Source organism: Andreprevotia sp. IGB-42 (assembly GCF_009848685.1).
Classification (GTDB): domain Bacteria; phylum Pseudomonadota; class Gammaproteobacteria; order Burkholderiales; family Chitinibacteraceae; genus Andreprevotia.
In genome coordinates, this window is the sequence record NZ_WXTX01000006.1 from 53,996 (window position 1) to 71,943 (window position 17,948).

The 17,948-nt window shown below is 59.7% G+C and carries 14 protein-coding genes; 8 read left to right on the plus strand and 6 right to left on the minus strand.

Annotated elements, in window-relative coordinates:
• Nucleotides 1-71: 71 nt before the first annotated feature.
• Together IGB42_RS10690 and dnaE are read right to left on the minus strand one after the other, a co-directional pair.
• Entirely contained in the window at nucleotides 72-2,339 is a 2,268-nt protein-coding gene (locus tag IGB42_RS10690) for an NADP-dependent malic enzyme (protein ID WP_159671294.1), read from the minus strand.
• 236 nt (nucleotides 2,340-2,575) lie between these two features.
• Nucleotides 2,576-6,013 carry a DNA polymerase III subunit alpha gene (dnaE, locus tag IGB42_RS10695; protein ID WP_159671297.1) on the minus strand — a complete coding sequence of 1,146 codons (3,438 nt, stop codon included), beginning with the start codon at nucleotides 6,011-6,013 and terminating at the stop codon, nucleotides 2,576-2,578.
• Between the two features lie 105 nt (nucleotides 6,014-6,118).
• On the opposite strand from dnaE, the gene IGB42_RS10700 reads away from it, so the two are divergent.
• Together IGB42_RS10700 and IGB42_RS10705 are read left to right on the plus strand one after the other, a co-directional pair.
• Nucleotides 6,119-6,310: a YjfB family protein gene (locus tag IGB42_RS10700; protein ID WP_159671300.1), complete on the plus strand. Its 192-nt coding sequence runs from the start codon at nucleotides 6,119-6,121 to the stop codon at nucleotides 6,308-6,310.
• Nucleotides 6,311-6,491: 181 nt separating this feature from the next.
• A complete protein-coding gene (locus IGB42_RS10705; protein ID WP_159671303.1) occupies nucleotides 6,492-7,043 on the plus strand; it encodes a phasin family protein in 552 nt (183 codons plus the stop codon).
• A gap of 137 nt (nucleotides 7,044-7,180) precedes the next feature.
• Here the strand turns inward: IGB42_RS10705 and IGB42_RS10710 are convergent, their stop codons facing one another.
• Together IGB42_RS10710 and fnr are read right to left on the minus strand one after the other, a co-directional pair.
• Nucleotides 7,181-7,906 carry a hypothetical protein gene (locus tag IGB42_RS10710; RefSeq protein ID WP_159671306.1) on the minus strand — a complete coding sequence of 242 codons (726 nt, stop codon included), beginning with the start codon at nucleotides 7,904-7,906 and terminating at the stop codon, nucleotides 7,181-7,183.
• Complete coding sequence (fnr, locus tag IGB42_RS10715) at nucleotides 7,906-8,652, minus strand: fumarate/nitrate reduction transcriptional regulator Fnr (RefSeq protein WP_159671309.1); 747 nt, start codon at nucleotides 8,650-8,652, stop codon at nucleotides 7,906-7,908. The genes IGB42_RS10710 and fnr overlap by 1 nt, the downstream gene beginning before the upstream one ends.
• A gap of 398 nt (nucleotides 8,653-9,050) precedes the next feature.
• Here fnr and IGB42_RS10720 point away from each other — a divergent pair, with 398 nt between their 5' ends.
• The 6 genes from IGB42_RS10720 (at nucleotide 9,051) to IGB42_RS10745 (ending at nucleotide 16,251) form a co-directional block, all read left to right on the plus strand.
• The gene (locus tag IGB42_RS10720; RefSeq protein WP_159671312.1) at nucleotides 9,051-9,710 is read left to right on the plus strand and encodes a sulfite exporter TauE/SafE family protein; all 660 of its coding nucleotides are present in this window, start codon (nucleotides 9,051-9,053) and stop codon (nucleotides 9,708-9,710) included.
• 71 nt (nucleotides 9,711-9,781) lie between these two features.
• Nucleotides 9,782-11,704 (plus strand): PrkA family serine protein kinase, encoded by a 1,923-nt coding sequence (locus IGB42_RS10725; protein WP_159671315.1) that lies wholly within the window; start codon nucleotides 9,782-9,784, stop codon nucleotides 11,702-11,704.
• Nucleotides 11,705-11,780: 76 nt separating this feature from the next.
• The gene (locus IGB42_RS10730; protein ID WP_159671318.1) at nucleotides 11,781-13,049 is read left to right on the plus strand and encodes a YeaH/YhbH family protein; all 1,269 of its coding nucleotides are present in this window, start codon (nucleotides 11,781-11,783) and stop codon (nucleotides 13,047-13,049) included.
• Nucleotides 13,050-14,609 carry a SpoVR family protein gene (locus tag IGB42_RS10735; protein ID WP_159671322.1) on the plus strand — a complete coding sequence of 520 codons (1,560 nt, stop codon included), beginning with the start codon at nucleotides 13,050-13,052 and terminating at the stop codon, nucleotides 14,607-14,609.
• A 94-nt stretch (nucleotides 14,610-14,703) separates the two neighbouring features.
• Nucleotides 14,704-15,915 carry a sorbosone dehydrogenase family protein gene (locus IGB42_RS10740; protein WP_159671325.1) on the plus strand — a complete coding sequence of 404 codons (1,212 nt, stop codon included), beginning with the start codon at nucleotides 14,704-14,706 and terminating at the stop codon, nucleotides 15,913-15,915.
• A gap of 132 nt (nucleotides 15,916-16,047) precedes the next feature.
• On the plus strand, nucleotides 16,048-16,251 hold the full coding sequence (locus IGB42_RS10745; protein ID WP_159671328.1) for a hypothetical protein: 204 nt from the start codon (nucleotides 16,048-16,050) through the stop codon (nucleotides 16,249-16,251).
• Nucleotides 16,252-16,303: 52 nt separating this feature from the next.
• Here IGB42_RS10745 and def read toward each other — a convergent pair whose 3' ends face one another.
• Nucleotides 16,304-16,840, minus strand: coding sequence for a peptide deformylase (def, locus tag IGB42_RS10750; RefSeq protein ID WP_159671331.1), 537 nt, complete (start codon nucleotides 16,838-16,840; stop codon nucleotides 16,304-16,306).
• 22 nt (nucleotides 16,841-16,862) lie between these two features.
• Entirely contained in the window at nucleotides 16,863-17,939 is a 1,077-nt protein-coding gene (locus tag IGB42_RS10755; RefSeq protein ID WP_159671334.1) for a phospholipase A, read from the minus strand.
• Nucleotides 17,940-17,948 lie beyond the last annotated feature (9 nt).

Consider the following 17,948-nt stretch of genomic DNA (forward strand, 5'->3'; position numbering starts at 1 on the left):
ATGAAACAGCCGGGCAAGCCCGGCCGTCTTCAGTATTGCGCTTGACGTGCACGAAGCAAGCGCAGGTTGCGTCAGCGCTGCTGCGTGGCTGCTTCCACTGCGGCCAATGCGGCCATGTTCACCAGCCGCCTTACCGATGCGGTGGGTGTGAGGATATGCGCGGGTGCGCTAATACCCAGCAGGATGGGGCCGATGGTCAGCCCGTCCCCGGAGGTCATCTTCAGCAAGTTGAACGAAATGTTGGCCGCATCCAGATTGGGCATGATCAGCAGGTTGGCTTCACCCTTGAGCGTGGATTCCGGGAACACCTGCTGGCGTATTTCAGCCGAAAGTGCGGAGTCACCATGCATTTCACCGTCGACTTCCAGATCCGGTGCCAGCTTGCGCACCATGGCCAGCGTGGCCTGCATCTTGCGTGCAGACGGACTGTCCACACTGCCGAAACTGGAGTGTGAAAGCAGCGCCACCTTGGGCTGGATACCGAACTTGCGCACGGTTTCCGCCGCCATCAGCGTGATCTCGGCCAGTTGCTCCGGGCATGGATCCTGGTTCACATAGGTATCGGTAATGAAGATGTTGCCGGTGGGCAGCAGCAGCGCGTTCATCGCTGCCGTGGTCTTGCCCGGCTCGCCCAGCACGTTCTGGATATACCAGTGATGGCGGTGATACTGGCCGTGCGTGCCGCAGATCAATGCGTCTGCTTCACCACGCTTGACCATGATGGCGCCGATCAGCGTCATCTTGGTACGCAGTTCGGTACGCGCCAGCTCCTCAGAGACGCCGCGGCGCATCATCAACTGGTGGTACTGCATCCAGTATTCGCGGTAGCGTGGATCACTTTCCGGGTTGCAGACCTCGAAATCCTGGCCTGGCTTGATACGCAGGCCCAGCTTGGCAATGCGGCTCTGGATCACCTTGGGCCGGCCGATCAGGATGGGGAAGCACAGCCCCAAGTCGACCACCTCCTGCGCTGCGTGCAGTACACGGAATTCTTCGCCTTCGCAGAACACCACGCGCTTCCTGGCTTTGCGCGCGGCGGAAAACACCGGGCGCATGAACAGGTTGGATTTGTAAACAAACTGCGTCAGGTCCTCGATATAGGCTCCGAAGTCCTCGATCGGGCGGCTGGCCACACCGGCTTCCATCGCTGCGCGCGCCACGGCCGGGGCGATCTTGATGATCAGCCGCGGATCAAATGGCTTGGGTATCAGGTAGTCGGGGCCAAAGGTCAACTCCTGGCCCACATAGGTATCGGCTACCACGTCCGATTGCTCGGCGTGGGCAAGCTCGGCAATGGCGTCCACGGCTGCATGCTTCATGCTTTCCGTGATTGTGGTTGCACCCACATCCAGCGCGCCGCGGAACATGAACGGAAAACACAGCACGTTGTTCACCTGGTTGGGAAAGTCCGAACGCCCGGTACAGACGATGGCATCCGGCCGCGCCGCCTTGGCATCCGGCGGGGTGATTTCCGGATCCGGGTTGGCCAGTGCCAGGATCAGCGGCTTGCTGGCCATGCTTTGCACCATCTTGGGTGATACCAGCCCCGCGCCAGACAAGCCCAGGAACACATCCGCGTTCAATAGCGCTTCGTTCAGGCTGCGCAGCGGCGTGTCGCGCGCATAACGTTGCTTGGTTTCATCCAGATTGGTGCGCTCGCTGTGAATGACGCCCTTGGAATCACAGACGATGATGTTTTCGGGCTGCACGCCGAGCGACACGAGCAGATCCAGGCAGGCAATGGCTGCAGCACCCGCGCCGCTGGCTACCAGCTTGACCTGCTTGATGTCTTTGTGAACCAGGCGTAAACCATTCTTGATTGCCGCACCGACGATGATTGCAGTGCCATGCTGGTCATCATGGAATACCGGGATCTTCATCCGCTCGCGCAGCTTCTTTTCCACGTAGAAGCATTCGGGCGCCTTGATGTCTTCCAGGTTGATGCCGCCGAAAGTCGGCTCCATCGCCGCGATGGCCTCCACCAGCTTGTCCGGATCTTTCTGTTCCAGTTCGATATCGAAAACGTCGATACCGGCAAATTTCTTGAACAGCACGCCTTTGCCTTCCATCACCGGCTTGCCGGCCAGCGGGCCGATATCACCCAGGCCCAACACTGCGGTGCCGTTAGTGATGACTGCCACCAGATTGCCGCGTGCGGTCATGTTGCGTGCTTCGGCCGGGTCTTCAACGATGGCCATGCATGCATAGGCAACGCCCGGCGAATAGGCGAGCGCCAGTTCGCGCTGGCTCGATAGTCCTTTGGTTGGTGATACCTGGATTTTGCCGGGGCGTGGATAGCGGTGGTAGTCGAGGGCTTTCTTTTTAAGTTCTTCGTCCATGGCGGTGCTTGGGCCTTGATTGCGGATGGAATTCGGTGCGTGCTGCGCTGGTGCCTGATTCATGCTGGACCCGGCTCAGGGGGGAAGCAAGTCAGGGATTTGCCCGATGAGAGAAACGCCTAGAGGCGATGTTTCAAGCGCTGTAAGCGCAACATCGTATTGGATACCATAGTGGAAAGAAGGTTGCTGCACCGCAAAAATGCACAAGGCCGCCCGGAGGCGGCCTTGCTGAAGGGCTAGAAACGCACGCTGACTGCCTCGTCACCCAGCCAGCCACGCAAGCCGGCGACCATGTCCTCGTCCAGCGTCACCCGCCAGTCCAGCCCCAACTGCAGCTGGCAGGCGGCGCCGTCGCGCTGGTAAGCGATTTCCACCGCACACACGCCGCCACTGTGCGGCGTCAGTAGTTGCCTTAGCTTGTCGGCATCGGCATTGCCGTTGATCTGCAGGGTAAGCGCCCGGGCAAACTGGCTGCGTGCCTCTGCCACGTCCATCACCGCATCGGCAATCACGCGCACGCCGCCATTGAAGCGGTCTTCCGATACCTTGCCGGCGATCACCAGCAGCGCATCGTCTTTGAGCTTGCCGCGGTTGGCCTCGAACACTTCGCTGTACATGGTGACTTCGAGCTTGCCGCGACCATCGTCAAGCTGCACGAACGCCATGCGGCCCCGCTCGCCGTTTTTCACCCGCATCATGCCGACGATGCCGGCGATGTATTGCAGTTCTTTCTTCGGCTGCAACTGATCGAGCCGTGTCTTGATGAAATTGCGGATGCCCTTGGCGTGTGCGTCGAACGGGTGGCCGGACAGGTAATAGCCGACGGCGGTTTTCTCTTCCGCCAGTTTCACCTTGTCATCCCAGCGCGGCACGGCAATTTCGGCAATGCTGGGCATCGCGGTGGCTTCGAATACGTCGAACAGCGAGCCCTGGTCGGCATTGGCCGCTTCGGTTTCCGCCAGTTGCATCGCCTGGCCTACGTTGGCCAGCAGTTGCGCGCGGTGATCGCTGATGCTGTCGAACGCACCGGCACGGATCAGCGCTTCGATCACGCGCTTGTTCACTTCCTTCTTGTCGGTGCGGCGGCAGAAATCGAAAATGTCGCGGAACGGGCCGTTTTCGGTGCGCTCGCGTACGATCATGTCTACCGCGCCTTCGCCCACGCCTTTCACCGCACCCAGCGCATAGCGGATTTCCCGCGTGCCCACCGGTACGAAGCGGTAGAAGCCTTCGTTGACGTCCGGCGGCAGCATCTTGAGTTTGTTCTTTTCCACGCAGTCGTCGTAGAACACCTTGAGCTGGTCGGTGTTGTCCAGTTCAGACGACATGGTGGCGGCCATGAACGCAGCCGGGTAGTGCGCCTTCAGCCATGCGGTGTGGTAGGACACCACCGCGTACGCAGCGGTGTGCGATTTGTTGAAGCCGTACTCGGCAAACTTGGCCATCAGGTCGAACAGCATTTCCGCCAGCTTGGGGTCGTAACCCTTGGCGGCCGCACCTTCGGCAATCTTGCCGCGGTGCTCGGCCATTTCCTCGGCCTTTTTCTTGCCCATCGCACGGCGCAGCATGTCCGCACCACCCAGCGTGTAACCGCCGATGATCTGCGAAATCTGCATCACCTGTTCCTGGTACACGATCACGCCGTAGGTCGGCTCCAGGCAGGCTTCCAGGTCGGGGTGGAAGTAATCGGGCTGCTCGATACCCTTTTTGCGGTTGATGAACGAATCCACCATGCCCGAGCCCAGCGGCCCCGGGCGGTACAACGCCAGCACCGCAATGATGTCTTCGAAACGGTCGGGCTGCAGTTTTTCCAGCAGCCGTTTCATGCCGTCCGATTCAACCTGGAATACCGCAGTCGTGTTGGCATCGCGGAATACCTGGTACGCCGCCTGGTCTTCGAAACCCAGGCTCATCAGATCAAGCTTCTGGCCGGTCTGCTTCTCGATGTACTGCAGTGCCAGCTCGATGATGGTCAGGTTGCGCAGGCCCAGAAAGTCGAACTTCACCAGGCCGATCTGCTCGACGTCATCCTTGTCCAGCATGGATACCGGGCTGGACTCGGCGCCGCTGGCCTGGTACACCGGGCAGAAGTCGGTAATCTGGCCAGGGGCGATCAACACGCCCCCCGCGTGCATGCCGATGTTGCGGGTCAGGCCCTCCAGCTTGAGGGCCAGCTCCCACAGCTCTTTCAATTCGTCTTCCCGCTCCAGCCGTTCGGCCAGTTCCGGTACCATTTCCACCGCATCGTCGAGCGAGTATTGCTTGCCCGGTGCGGCCGGGATCAGCTTGGATACGCCATCGCAGAACATATAGGGCAGATCGAGCACGCGGCCGACGTCCCGTACCACCGCCTTGGCGGCCATGGTACCGAAGGTGGCAATCTGGCTGACCGCCTCCGCGCCATACTTCTCGCGCACGTATTCGATCACGCGCCAGCGGTTGTCCTGGCAGAAGTCGATATCGAAGTCGGGCATCGATACCCGTTCCGGGTTCAGGAAACGCTCGAACAGCAAGGCATACGCGGTGGGGTCGATATCGGTAATGCCCAAGCTGTATGCCACCAGCGAGCCGGCGCCGGAACCCCGGCCCGGCCCTACCGGGCAGCCATTGTGCTTGGCCCAGACGATGAAGTCCGCCACGATCAGGAAGTAACCTGGAAAGCCCATCTGGATGATGGTGTCGGTCTCGAACTTGAGCCGGTCCAGATAGCGCGGGCGTTCGGCATCGCGCTGTTCCTGATCCGGGTACAGCAGCGCCAGCCGCTGTTCCAGCCCTTCCTTGGCCAGGTGCACCAGGTAGTCGTCCAGCGTCATGCCGTCCGGCGTGGGGAAATCCGGCAGGTAGTTCTTGCCCAGCACCACCGAGAGATTGCAGCGCTCGGCAATGTGCACGCTGTTTTCCAGCGCCTGCGGCAGATCGTGGAACAACGCCGCCATGTCATCCGGCGTCTTGAAGTATTGTTCTTCGGTAAACGTGCGCGGCCGGCGCTTGTCGCTGACTACGTAGCCTTCGGCAATGCAGACGCGCGCTTCGTGCGCCTTGAAGTCATCCGGTGCCATGAACTGGATCGGGTGCGTGGCCACTGCCGGCAGGTCCAGATCGGATGCGAGATCCAGGTGCCCCTGTACCGATGTTTCATGCTCGGGCTTGCCGGCGCGTTGCAGTTCCAGGTAGAAATTGCCGGCAAACTGATCGGACCACCAGCGGGCCGCAGCCAGCGCTGCCTCGTAGTTGCCGTTGAGTATGGCAAGGCCGGGTTCACCCAGATGTGCGCCGGACAGGCAGATCAGCCCGCTATTGTCGCCGCTGGCGATCCATTCCTTCTTGATTTCGGCCCGGTCACGATACTGGTTGGTGCGGAATGCCAGCGTCAGCAGCTCGCACAGCCGGCCGTAGCCGCCGCGGTTTTTCGCCAGCAACAGGATGCGGAAGGGCTTGTCGCGGTCTTCCTCGTTTTCTATCCACGCATCGATGCCCACGATGGGCTTGATGCCGTTGCTGCGGCAAGCCTTGTAGAGCTTGACCATGCCGAACAGGTTCATCAGGTCGGTGGTGGCAATGGCAGGCATGGCCAGTTTTTTTGCGTGTTTGACCGCATCGTCAAGGCGGACGATGCCATCGGTCACGGAGAATTCGGAATGCAGGCGGAGATGTACGAAGGCAGGCTGTTTCATCCGGTCATTTTACCATCGGCGCGCGGGCAGGGGCCGCGTGTCGGTTCTGCACTTGTTCTTCGTGTGCGGAGGGCGTAAGCTCAAGGTGTAATTCAGGAGCTACTTATGGATGCAACTACCTCGCTCGTCAACGCAGCCAGCAGCGCAACAGGCGTTCAGGCAACCGCAAGCACTGCCGTGCTGCGCAAGTCGCTTGACCTGCAAGCGCAGACTGCTGCCACGCTGTTGCAGTCGGTACCACAGCCGCAGTACAACAATCCGGCCAACCTGGGCAGGAATGTGGATGTGAAGGCGTAATTAACGCCTGGCTGGCAACACGCATTGAAAGGCGGCTTCGGTCGCCTTTTTTGTTGCCCGCCGGATGGGTTGTTGCAGGGTAGGCGTTGTTTTTGTGCGACGCAACAAAAATGCCTTGACAGCACAGTGGGTGATGCAGAAAATGGCTCTATTGGTGCAATGCACAAAAGGAGAACCACCCATGTCTTTCACGAATCAGTTCGCCCAATTTGCCGAAATTCAGCAAGCTAATCTCGAAAAGTCGCTCCGCCTGACCAATATCGCGCTGGGCGGCGTGGAACGTCTGGTCAATCTGCAACTGAGTATTGCCCGTGATCTGCTGAGCGAAAATGCAGAGACCGCCCGTGCGTTGTCGCAAGTCAAGGACGTGAACGGTCTGGTTGCACTGCAACGCCAACTGGCCCAGCCAGCGGTTGAAAAGTCGCTGGTTGTTGCCCGCAATGTATTCGATACCGCCAGCGCCACCCAGCACGAGCTGAACCAGTTGGTGGAAGAACAGGTGCTATCGTTCAACCAGAACGTGGTTGCCGCTCTGGACAAGGCTGTTGCTTCGGCCCCGACAGGTGCCGGCGCTGCAGTGACCGTGCTGCGCAATGCGGTTGAATCGGCTACCAATGCCTACGATGCCGCCAGCAAGTCGACCAAGAAAATCGTTACCGACTTCACCGATGCTGCAGTGAACACCGTCGAGCAGACCGCCAAGGCCGCATCGCGCAGCCAGACTGCTGCCTGATTGCCAGTGTGCCGGCCGGGCAACGCCCGGCTGGAAGCACTGCGCTGAAGAAGTTTGAAGAAACGGCCTCGCAAGAGGCCGTTTTTACGTGGTGCAGTTCGTCCGGCATCCATGCCGCGCCACATGCTTGCAGATGGCTACAACGGGTCAGTCTGGCCTGCGTTCGGCAGCAGGGGCAGTGCCAGCAACAATCTGGCCAGTTGCAATGCAGGTTCTGCATGCGAGGTCAGTGTGGCAAGGCCGGGAAACACCGCAGGCCAATCAGGTTTGCTGGCGTGGTAGCTGGTGAACTCGCGTGCATCTGCCCAATCGGCGTAGCTTTGTGCATCGGCCTGTATGCCCATCAACTGCGTTTGCGCGAGTGCCAGCCAACTGGCGGGATTGAAGTGCTGCATTGCCTGAGGCATCTGCGGCAGCTGGCCATCGCTGGCCAGCCATTCCAGCACCGCCTGTTGCTGCCGCTGCCAGCGCTGGTACAGCGTGGCGGCAAATGCGCCCGCACCCGGGCCGCCAGCGTGCAGCCATGCCCACGGCGCTGACGGGGATAGCGCGTCGATCAGCGGTGCCAGGGTGTTGAGGTTGGACAGCGTGCCGCCTGCGGCAATGATCCAGCCCAGTTGCGATGCCAGCGCGGGCTCTCCCGCCAGCATCAGGTCAACGCCTTGCAGGCCTTGCGCATCGCGCGCAAAGAAATCATCCAGACCGGGGTTGATCCACAGGTAAAGTGCATCGTCGATGTCGGCCGGCTGTATGGTGGTCGCGGATTCCCACACCAGAGGCCAGTCGTGGAACCTGGCCAGGCTGTGCTGCAACGCCGGCACCAGCTCGGCAGGGGCAACAACGACGATGGCCGGGGGCGTCATCAGCCACCCTGCTCGTTGCTGATGATTTGCCGCAGTGCAGCAAGGTCCAGCAATTCGATGAGCCGGTTATGTACCTTGATCAAACCCTGCTCCTGGAATTTCGACAGGGTACGGCTGACGGTTTCCAGTTTCAGGCCCAAGTAGCTGCCGATTTCCTCCCGCGTCATGCGCAGGTTGAAGCCGGTGCTGGAGTAGCCGCGCAGTTGGAAGCGCGTGGACAGGCTGAGCAGAAACGCCGCCACGCGTTCTTCCGCCTTCATGTTGCCCAATAGCAGCATCACGCCATGATCGCGCACGATCTCGCGGCTCATCACCTTGTAGAAATGGTGCTGTAAAGCGGGTATCTGCCGCGACAGCGTTTCCATTTCGGTAAACGGCAATTCGCATACTTCGCTGTCTTCCAGCGCAATGGCATCGCAGGCATGCAGATCGGCGCTGATGGCATCCATGCCCATCAAGTCGCCACTCATGTGGAAGCCGGTAACCTGTTCACGCCCGTCGGGCGAGATCACGCTGGTTTTGAGAAAGCCCAGCCGCACCGCGTAGAGTGCCTTGAAGGGCTCGCCAGCGCGATACAGCGCTTCGCCCCGTTTTACCGGCCGGCCTTGCGTAACCAGCTTTTCAACCGCATGCATGTCTTCTGCCGTCAACCCGGCCGGCAGGCAGAGTTCGCGCAGGCTGCAGTTGGAGCACGCGTGGCGCAGGTGGGGAAGGCTGATGTCATGGACTGGAATGGGGGAGAGCATGTCAATTCACGTCTGTTTCAGGGCTGGGCCATACTGCAATGTGCACAATCGGTGCATGGCGGTTGCCGCATGCCCGATATCCGATCATTGATCCATCATACAAGCTCTGCTCCGGCGGCGGGGTTCTCGTACAGCGGATTTATTGCCTTTACGCCGTGCATGCCCGCGGTGAACCATGCCCGGCACACTGCACCACGGGCCATGGTGGGCCGGCTGTTCAGCGTACCCGTGGCGGCATGGTAATGCCGATTTGTCATTACCCCCATTTCGCGGTGCGACAATGCGGCATAGCCATAGCACGTTACCGCTGGCTGGCTGCCGGCGCAGTACCCTTCTGGTAACCTCTCCGGCTTATTCGCCTGCATTGATCCGCCTCTGGCGCTTTGAACGGACCTGCCTTGTTTGAATTCGATCTGACCGCACTGTTTCTGGCCGGCCTGCTGGGCGGCGGGCATTGCCTTGGCATGTGTGGCGGCGTGGTGACGGCGTTTTCCATGCAACTGCCGCCCGGCCCCCGCTGGCGCTACCTGTTGGGCTTCAACCTGGGCCGCCTGCTCGGCTACATGCTGGTGGGCGCCATCGTGGGTGGCCTGGGGTCGCTGGCCACGCTGCTGTCGCTGCAGTCATTGAAGATGGTGCTGTATGTGCTGGCACAGCTGCTGCTCATCGTGATGGGTTTGTATGTTGCCGGCTGGTCGCGGCTGCTTGCCCGGATCGAGAAAATCGGCGTGCCGGTGTGGCGACGGGTGCAGCCGCTGATGCGCAGGTTGTTGCCGATACGCAACTGGCCGCAAAGCGTGGCGGTCGGTATTTTTTGGGGTTGGCTGCCGTGCGGCCTGGTCTATACCGCGAGCCTGTCCGCACTGGCTAGTGCATCGCCCGTGAAAGGGGCTGCCATCCTTTTATTGTTTGGAATCGGGACCTTACCCAATCTGCTGCTGATCGGCGCTGCGTCCGGCTGGCTGTTGGGGTGGCTGCGCCAGCTGTGGGTGCGGCGGGCAAGCGGTGTGTTACTGATTGCAATCGGCACGGCGAGACTCATCCAGATAGCGCTATAACAAGAGCAGGCAATCGAACTTTTCCGTTTCCTTTTGCCTAACCGACAGGCAGCGTTCTGGGGAGGCCGTTCATGGACATCTTCGATAACTTCGCTTCACGGTACGAACGTACCCGGGAGGAGGAACTCACGCTCAAGGAATACCTTGCGCTGTGCAAACAGGATCCGGGGGCGTACGCAACTGCCTCCGAGCGGATGTTGACGGCGATCGGCGAGCCGGAGTCGATCGACACCCGGCTCGATTCGCGCGCTTCACGCATTTTCCAGAACAAGATCATCCGCATCTATCCCGCCTTCCGCGAGTTTTACGGCATGGAGGAGGTGATCGAGCAGGTGGTTTCCTACTTCCGCCATGCTGCACAGGGGCTGGAAGAAAAGAAGCAGATCCTCTATTTGCTGGGCCCGGTGGGCGGTGGCAAATCGTCGATTGCCGAAAAGCTCAAGGAGCTGATGGAACGGGTGCCGTTCTATTGCATCAAGGGCAGCCCGGTGCACGAATCGCCGCTGGGTCTCTTCAACGAAGAAGAAGACGGCCCCATCCTTGAGGAGGAGTACGGCATTGCCCGCCGCTACCTCAAATCCATCCCCAGCCCATGGGCTGTGAAGCGGTTGCATGAGTTTGGCGGCGATATCAACCAGTTCCGCGTGGTGAAGCGCTATCCGTCGGTTTTACGGCAGATCGCCATTGCCAAGACCGAGCCGGGGGATGAAAACAACCAGGACATCAGCTCTCTGGTGGGCAAGGTGGATATCCGCAAGTTGGAGAAATACGCACAGGATGACCCGGATGCATACAGCTATTCCGGCGGGTTGTGCCTGGCCAACCAGGGCTTGCTGGAATTCGTGGAAATGTTCAAGGCGCCGATCAAGGTGCTGCACCCGTTGCTGACTGCCACGCAGGAAGGCAATTACAAGGGTACCGAGGGCTTCGGGGCGATTCCGTTCGAAGGCATCATCCTGGCCCACAGCAACGAATCGGAATGGAAGCAGTTCCGCAACAACAAGAACAACGAAGCCTTCCTCGACCGTATCTATATCGTGAAGGTGCCGTATTGCCTGCGCGTAACCGAGGAAACCCGCATCTACGACAAGCTGCTGCGCAATTCTTCGCTGAACAGTGCGCCATGCGCACCCGGCACGCTGAAGATGATGGCGCAGTTTGCGACGCTATCGCGGCTGAAAGACCCGGAAAACTCCAGCCTGTATTCGAAGATGCAGGTGTACGACGGTGAAAACCTCAAGGACGTGGACCCCAAGGCCAAGTCGATGCAGGAATACCGCGACTTTGCCGGCGTGGACGAGGGCATGAGCGGGCTGTCGACCCGCTTTGCGTTCAAGATACTCTCCAAGGTGTTCAACTTCGATCATCAGGAAGTGGCTGCCAACCCGGTGCACTTGCTGTACGTGCTGGAACAGCAGGTAGAGCGCGAACAGTTCCCGCCGGAAACCGAGCAGCGCTACATCGCGTACCTGAAAGAATACCTGGCGCCCAAGTATGTGGAGTTCATCGGCAAGGAAATCCAGACGGCCTACCTGGAAAGCTATTCCGAATATGGCCAGAACATTTTTGATCGCTATGTGACCTTTGCCGATTACTGGATACAGGATTCGGAATACCGCGATCCGGATACCGGCGAGAGTTTTGATCGCAATGCGCTCAACAACGAGCTGGAAAAAATCGAGAAACCGGCGGGGATTTCCAACCCCAAGGATTTCCGCAACGAAATCGTCAATTTCGTGTTGCGCGCGCGGGCCAGCAACAGCGGCAAGAACCCGGCCTGGACCAGTTACGAAAAGCTGCGCATGGTGATCGAGAAGAAGATGTTCTCGAATACCGAAGAGCTGCTGCCAGTGATTTCCTTCAACGCCAAGGCCAGCGCGGATGAGCTGAAAAAGCACGAGGACTTCGTCAACCGCATGGTCACCAAGGGCTATACGGCCAAACAGGTCCGCTTGTTGTGCGAATGGTATCTGCGGGTACGCAAGTCATCGTAATGCGTGAGGGGCAAGTAATGCCGGGGCAGTGTGCAGACTGCCCGGCAGCTTGCGTCTGCAACCGCACGGGGGCGACATGTTCCATTTGATAGACCGGCGTCTGAACGGCAAGAACAAATCCGCAGTCAACCGTGAACGCTTCCTGCGCCGCTTCAAGGGGCAGATCAAGGAAGCGGTTGCGCGCGCGGTGAAAGATAGATCGATCACCGATATCGAAAAGGGCGAAAAGGTTTCCATCCCGGTCAAGGATGTGAACGAGCCGACATTCGGCCATGCGCAGGGCGGCGTGAGCGAACGGGTTTATCCTGGCAACCGCGAGTACCTGCGTGGTGACGAAATCGACCGGCCCGATGGCGGCGGCGGTGGCGGCAACGGCGGCGCGGGCAACGGGGGGGATGGCGAGGACGACTTCGCATTCGAGCTGTCCCGCGAGGAATTCCTCAACTTCTTCTTCGACGACCTGGAACTGCCGCACCTGATCAAGACCCAGTTGCAGCAAACCGTGCTGATGAAGCAGGTGCGCGCGGGTTATACCAGCGATGGCACGCCTACCAATATCCACGTGGTGCGCAGTCTGCGCTCGGCGCTGGGACGGCGCATCGCGTTGTCTGCGCAGCCGATGGAGGCACTCAATACCTTGCAGGATCAGCTCGACGAGCTGCTGGAAAGCCGGGACGAGCATTCACCCGAGGTCGCCACACTGCAGGCGGAAATTCGCCACCTGAAAGCCAGGCTGGCCAGCATTCCGTTTCTGGATCCGTTCGACCTCAAGTACACCAACCGCGTGCGCATCCCCATGCCGACCACGCAGGCAGTGATGTTTTGCGTGATGGATGTCAGCGGTTCGATGGATGAAGAGAAAAAGGACATCGCCAAGCGCTTTTTCATCCTGCTCTATCTGTTTCTGACCCGCGCGTACGACAAGATCGAATTGGTGTTCATCCGCCACCATACGCAGGCATTCGAGGTGAACGAGGATGAGTTCTTCCACGCCCGCGATACCGGCGGCACCGTGGTATCGAGCGCGCTCAAGCTGGTGAAGCAGGTGATTACCGAGCGCTATGCCAGCAGCGACTGGAACATCTACGTGGCGCAGGCCAGCGATGGCGATAATTGGGATTCGGATTCCCCCATCTGCCGCGATCTGCTCAGCAACGAGCTGCTGCCCTTGCTGCAGTACTACGCCTATGTGGAGATCACCCAGGGCGATCCGCAAAACCTCTGGTACGAGTATGAAACGGTGGCGGCGCAACACAAGCATTTTGCGATGCGGCGCATCAAGGAAGCCGGCAGCATCTGGCCGATTTTCCGGGATCTGTTCAAAAAAGAACGAGCGGGGGCGTGAATGAAGACCAGAGAGAAAACACGCAAGGATGCGGCTGCGGGCGCACCGTTGCGTACGCCACTGTCCACCGGATCGGAATGGACGTTCGACCTGATCCAGCGCTATTACGATGAAATCGCCCGCATCGCGGCCGAGAATGGCCTCGATACCTACCCGAACCAGCTGGAGATCATCTCTGCCGAGCAGATGATGGATGCGTATGCATCGGTCGGCATGCCGGTGATGTACCACCACTGGAGCTACGGCAAGCACTTCCTGTCCACGCAGAAAAACTATCAGCGTGGGGCGATGGGGCTGGCGTACGAGATCGTCATCAACTCCAATCCCTGCATCAGCTACCTGATGGAAGAAAACACCATGACGATGCAGGCGCTGGTGATTGCGCATGCAGCGTTCGGGCATAACAGTTTCTTCAAGGGCAATTATCTGTTCCGCAGCTGGACCGAGGCCGATGCCATCATCGATTACCTGGTGTTCGCACGCGGCTATATTGCCGAATGCGAAGCCCGCTATGGTGAAGAGCGCGTTGAAGAGTTGCTCGATTCCTGCCATGCGCTGATGAACTACGGCGTGGACCGCTACAAGCGCCCGCAACGGCTGTCGCTGGACAAGGAGCACGCGCGCCAGGCCGAGCGCGAGGCGTATCTGCAATCGCAGGTGAACACGCTGTGGCGCACCATCCCCAAGCTGATGGACGAACGCGAGCAACTGAGCGAAGCGCAGCGTTTTCCGGCCGAACCGCAGGAGAACCTGCTGTACTTCATCGAGAAATACGCGCCGCTGCTGGAGCCATGGCAGCGCGAGGTGGTGCGCATCATCCGCAAGGTGGCGCAATACTTCTATCCGCAACGGCAAACGCAGGTGATGAACGAAGGTTGGGCCACCTTCTGGCACTACACGCTGATGAACCAGATGTACGACGAAGGCCTGATCACCGATGCGGCGGTGATGGAGTTCCTGCATAGCCACACCAATGTGGTGGCGCAGCCGGGTATCGATAGCCCGTATTACAATGGCATCAACCCGTATGCGCTGGGGTTTGCCATGTATCGCGATATCCAGCGCATCTGCACCGAGCCCACCAGAGAAGACGAAATCTGGTTCCCCGAGCTGGTGGGGCAGGACTGGCGCAAATCGCTGGATTTTGCGATGCGCAATTTCAAGGACGAGAGCTTTATCAATCAGTACCTGTCGCCCAAGCTGATCCGCGATTTCCGCTTTTTCTCGATTCTGGATGACGACTACCAGTCGCGGCTGAAGATCTCTGCCATCCATAACGATACCGGCTACCGCGAAATCCGCCATATGCTGTCCGCACAGTACGATCTGGCCTCGCGCGAGCCCAATATCCAGGTGTATGACGTGAATACTCGTGGGGACCGCATGCTGACCTTGCGGCACTTCCAGCACAACCGGCGCCCGCTGGCCAACAGCGTGCACGAGGTGCTCAAGCACGTGGCACGACTGTGGGGCTTTACCGTGAAGCTCGAAAGCGTGGATGCAGGTGGCAAGACCATACTCAGCTATGAATGCCGGCTGGAGAAACGCCACGGGCAATAGCGGATGGCCACTGCATAACCGATATGCGCCTGCCTGCTGGCCGTCACAGGCACCGCGCATTACACTCGCCTTTTTACGTACCGGAGTGAATGCGATGCGCAGTCTGTGTGCAGTCGGCCTGACCGGGCTGGCACTGTCCCTGATGTCTGTTTCTGCCCAGGCGGCTGATCCATATCAGCCTGCGGGCGAATGTGCCGGCTTGCCGCGGCTGAACCTCAAGGTAGCCAAAGGCTTTTGCGTGGGCTTGGCCGCCACCGGGCTGGGCATGCCACGTGGCGTGCTGCCGCTGGGCGATGGCAGCGTGCTGGTGATCGACATGGGCGGCTGGGCGCGCGGCAAGGGGCGTTTGCTCAAGCTCACCCACGATGGCAAGCAATACGCCAGCAGCGTGGTGCTGAGCAATCTGAACCGCCCGCACGGGCTGCAGCTGGGGCCGGGCGGGCAGGTGTACATCGGTGAGGATGACCGTATCATCCGCATCGACCCGAAGGCGGCAAACCCGAGCCCGCAGGTGGTGATCGACGATCACCCAACGGAAGGCCGTCATCCGCTCAACAGCTTCGTATTCGGCAAGCAGGGTGAGCTGTACGTGAATGTCGGCGGCCCCACCGACAATTGCGATGGGCATATCGACGCCGACAAACCGGTGATGCAATCGTGCAGCGATGTCACGGGTGATATCGAGCACGGCGTGGTACGCAAATACGTGCAGCAGGATGGCAAATGGACCTTCGCGGTGTTTTCCAGCGGCCTGCGCAACAGCATGGCGCTGGCCGTGCACCCGAAAACCGGCGTGCTGTGGCAAGGTGAAAACAGCCGCGACTATATCAACAAGAAAATCCCCGGCCTGAAGAATGACGACAACCTGCCCCACGAAGAACTGAACAAGCTGGTGCAGGGCGGGCGTTATGGCTGGCCGTATTGCTACGACAACAATGTGGCCGCACCGGAATTCCCCGCTGCGGATTGCAAGGCCATGACCAAGCCGGTGCGGTTATGGCCGGGCCATGCGGCACCGCTGGGCATGACGTTCTACGATGCCAAAGAGGCCCCTGCTGCGTGGCGCAATGGCCTGATGGTGGCATTCCACGGCTACCGCAGCAACGGCTACCGGCTGGTATTCCAGCCGTTCGATGCCAAGGGTGAGCCCACGGGCAATTTCAAGGAGTTGGTGGCCGGCTGGAAGAATATCGATGGCAAGCAACCGATGGGTGCGCCAACCGATATCAAGGCCGCTGCCAACGGCGTGCTGTGGGTGACGGAAGACCGCAACGGCACTTTGCTGGCAATCAGCCCCACACCATGATCCTCGGGGATGGACGGAGGCATGCATGCCGTTCATCCCGCTATTTTGCACATATCTGTAATATTTGACGGGCAATATGGCAATCAAGTCCTAGCATGGAGGTTCCTGCGTGGGACCACCAAGGAGCCAGCCATGAAGCCACCTTCGTTTGGCGCACCATCTTACCCGTGGTTGCGTGAACTCAGCCGCCTTGATCTGGAGTTGCTGGATCAGGGGCTGTGTGACCTGATCAGCCGCCGCCCGGGTGCCTTTTCGCTGTTTCAATCTCACCTGATGCGCAATGCCATCCAGTGCGTGCTGCTGGACAAGCATTTTGCCGAGCGCCGCGCAGCCTGATCTTGGCCGGATTGCTTGCTGACCGCTGTATTGGCAGCAGGCCAGCCCGGTTTCAGTCGTCGCCCCGATCCTGCAGATCGGGAAACAGCACTTCGTTGAAGCCGAACCGGGTCAGATCACGGATACGGCGCGGGTAGAGTATACCCGCGAGGTGATCGCATTCATGCTGCACCACGCGTGCATGAAACCCGGCCACCGTGCGATCGATGGCATTGCCGAACTGATCAAAGCCCTGGTAGCGCAGTTGTGTGTAGCGCGGCACCTCGCCGCGCAGGCCGGGAACGGACAAACAACCTTCCCAACCCAGCTCTTCATCATCGGCCAGTGGCGTCAGCACCGGGTTGATCAGCACGGTTTCCGGTACCGCTTCTGCATCCGGGTAGCGCGGGTTGCGCTGGAAGCCGAATATCACCACCTGCTGGCTGACACCGATCTGCGGTGCGGCAATGCCTACGCCGTTGTATGCATGCATGGTTTCAAACAGATCGGCCACGAGGGCATGCAGCTCGGGGGTATCGAATGCGGTGATCTGCGCGGCGGTTTCCAGCAGCAGCGGTTCACCCATTTTCAGTACGGTGCGGACAGCCATTCAATTGCTCCAGTGATGGGGTTCAGCGTACCAGCGAAATGCCCACACGCACACTTTCGGTCCGGCGATCATAGGTGCGCAGCGTTTCGCCATAGCCGTTCCAGTATTGCAGATAGCCATACAAGTCCAGCCCCAGCAGCGTATTGAGCGGGTAGCTCAGGTCCAGCTGGAATGCACCTTTGCCGCTCTTGCCGGTGCGCGCCATCAGGCCTGCCTGCCAGCCTTGCTGCTCGCCGGCACGGAAGCGCCAGTCCACATAGCCGCGGTAGTCCTTGATATCGGGGTTATCGCTCAGATCGCCGATGTAGGCATTGATTGAGGGCGAAAACACGAAATTCAAGCGCTGCGGATCGCCCCAGATGAAGGTGGGTCGCACAAACAATTGATTGAAGCTGCGCGAATCACCTTCTTCCTTGCCGTTGGATTCATGCCGGTAGCCGGTTGCGATATCAAAACGGCTGACGCCGGGCAGCTTCGCCACATTGGCGTATTCATAGTAAAGCTCGGGCCGGTAGCTGGTATCGTAAAACGCGCTGGATTTCTCGCCGATATTCCACAGCGAGCTTTGCGTATAGGCAAAACGCATGCCGGCCAGCCACGGGTAACGCGCGGCAATGTCACTTTCCGGATCGACAAACTGGTATTTGAAGCTGAATTGGAAGCGGGCGTCCTTGCCATTGGGATTGATGAGGAAATACATCGGCTCGTAACCGGAGAACCGGTAAGCGGCATAACCGGACAGCGTGGTATTGCGCAGTTGCTGATCCTGCAGCGCCACCGTGGTGTTGGCTGGCTGCGCGGCGGCAGTTGTCGCATCGCCATCGGCCGGCTTCACGACGGTATAGCGCACCATGCTGGCCGATTCCGGCTGGATCTGCCGGGTTCCGGTGCTGCTGGTTACACAGGCTTTGTCAGTGGGGCAGACCAGGCTGGCCGGTGGCGTAAAGGCTTCCACCTTCTGGCCGCGGTTCACGAACAGCACATCAACCACGCTGGCATCTTCTCCGGCAGGCAGAAAGACGGTTTCGGCAGCCAAAGCAGGCAGGCAAAGCCCGGACATCAGCAGGGTACCGGCAATGAATGGTTGGGAGGGGCGCATGATGCTCAA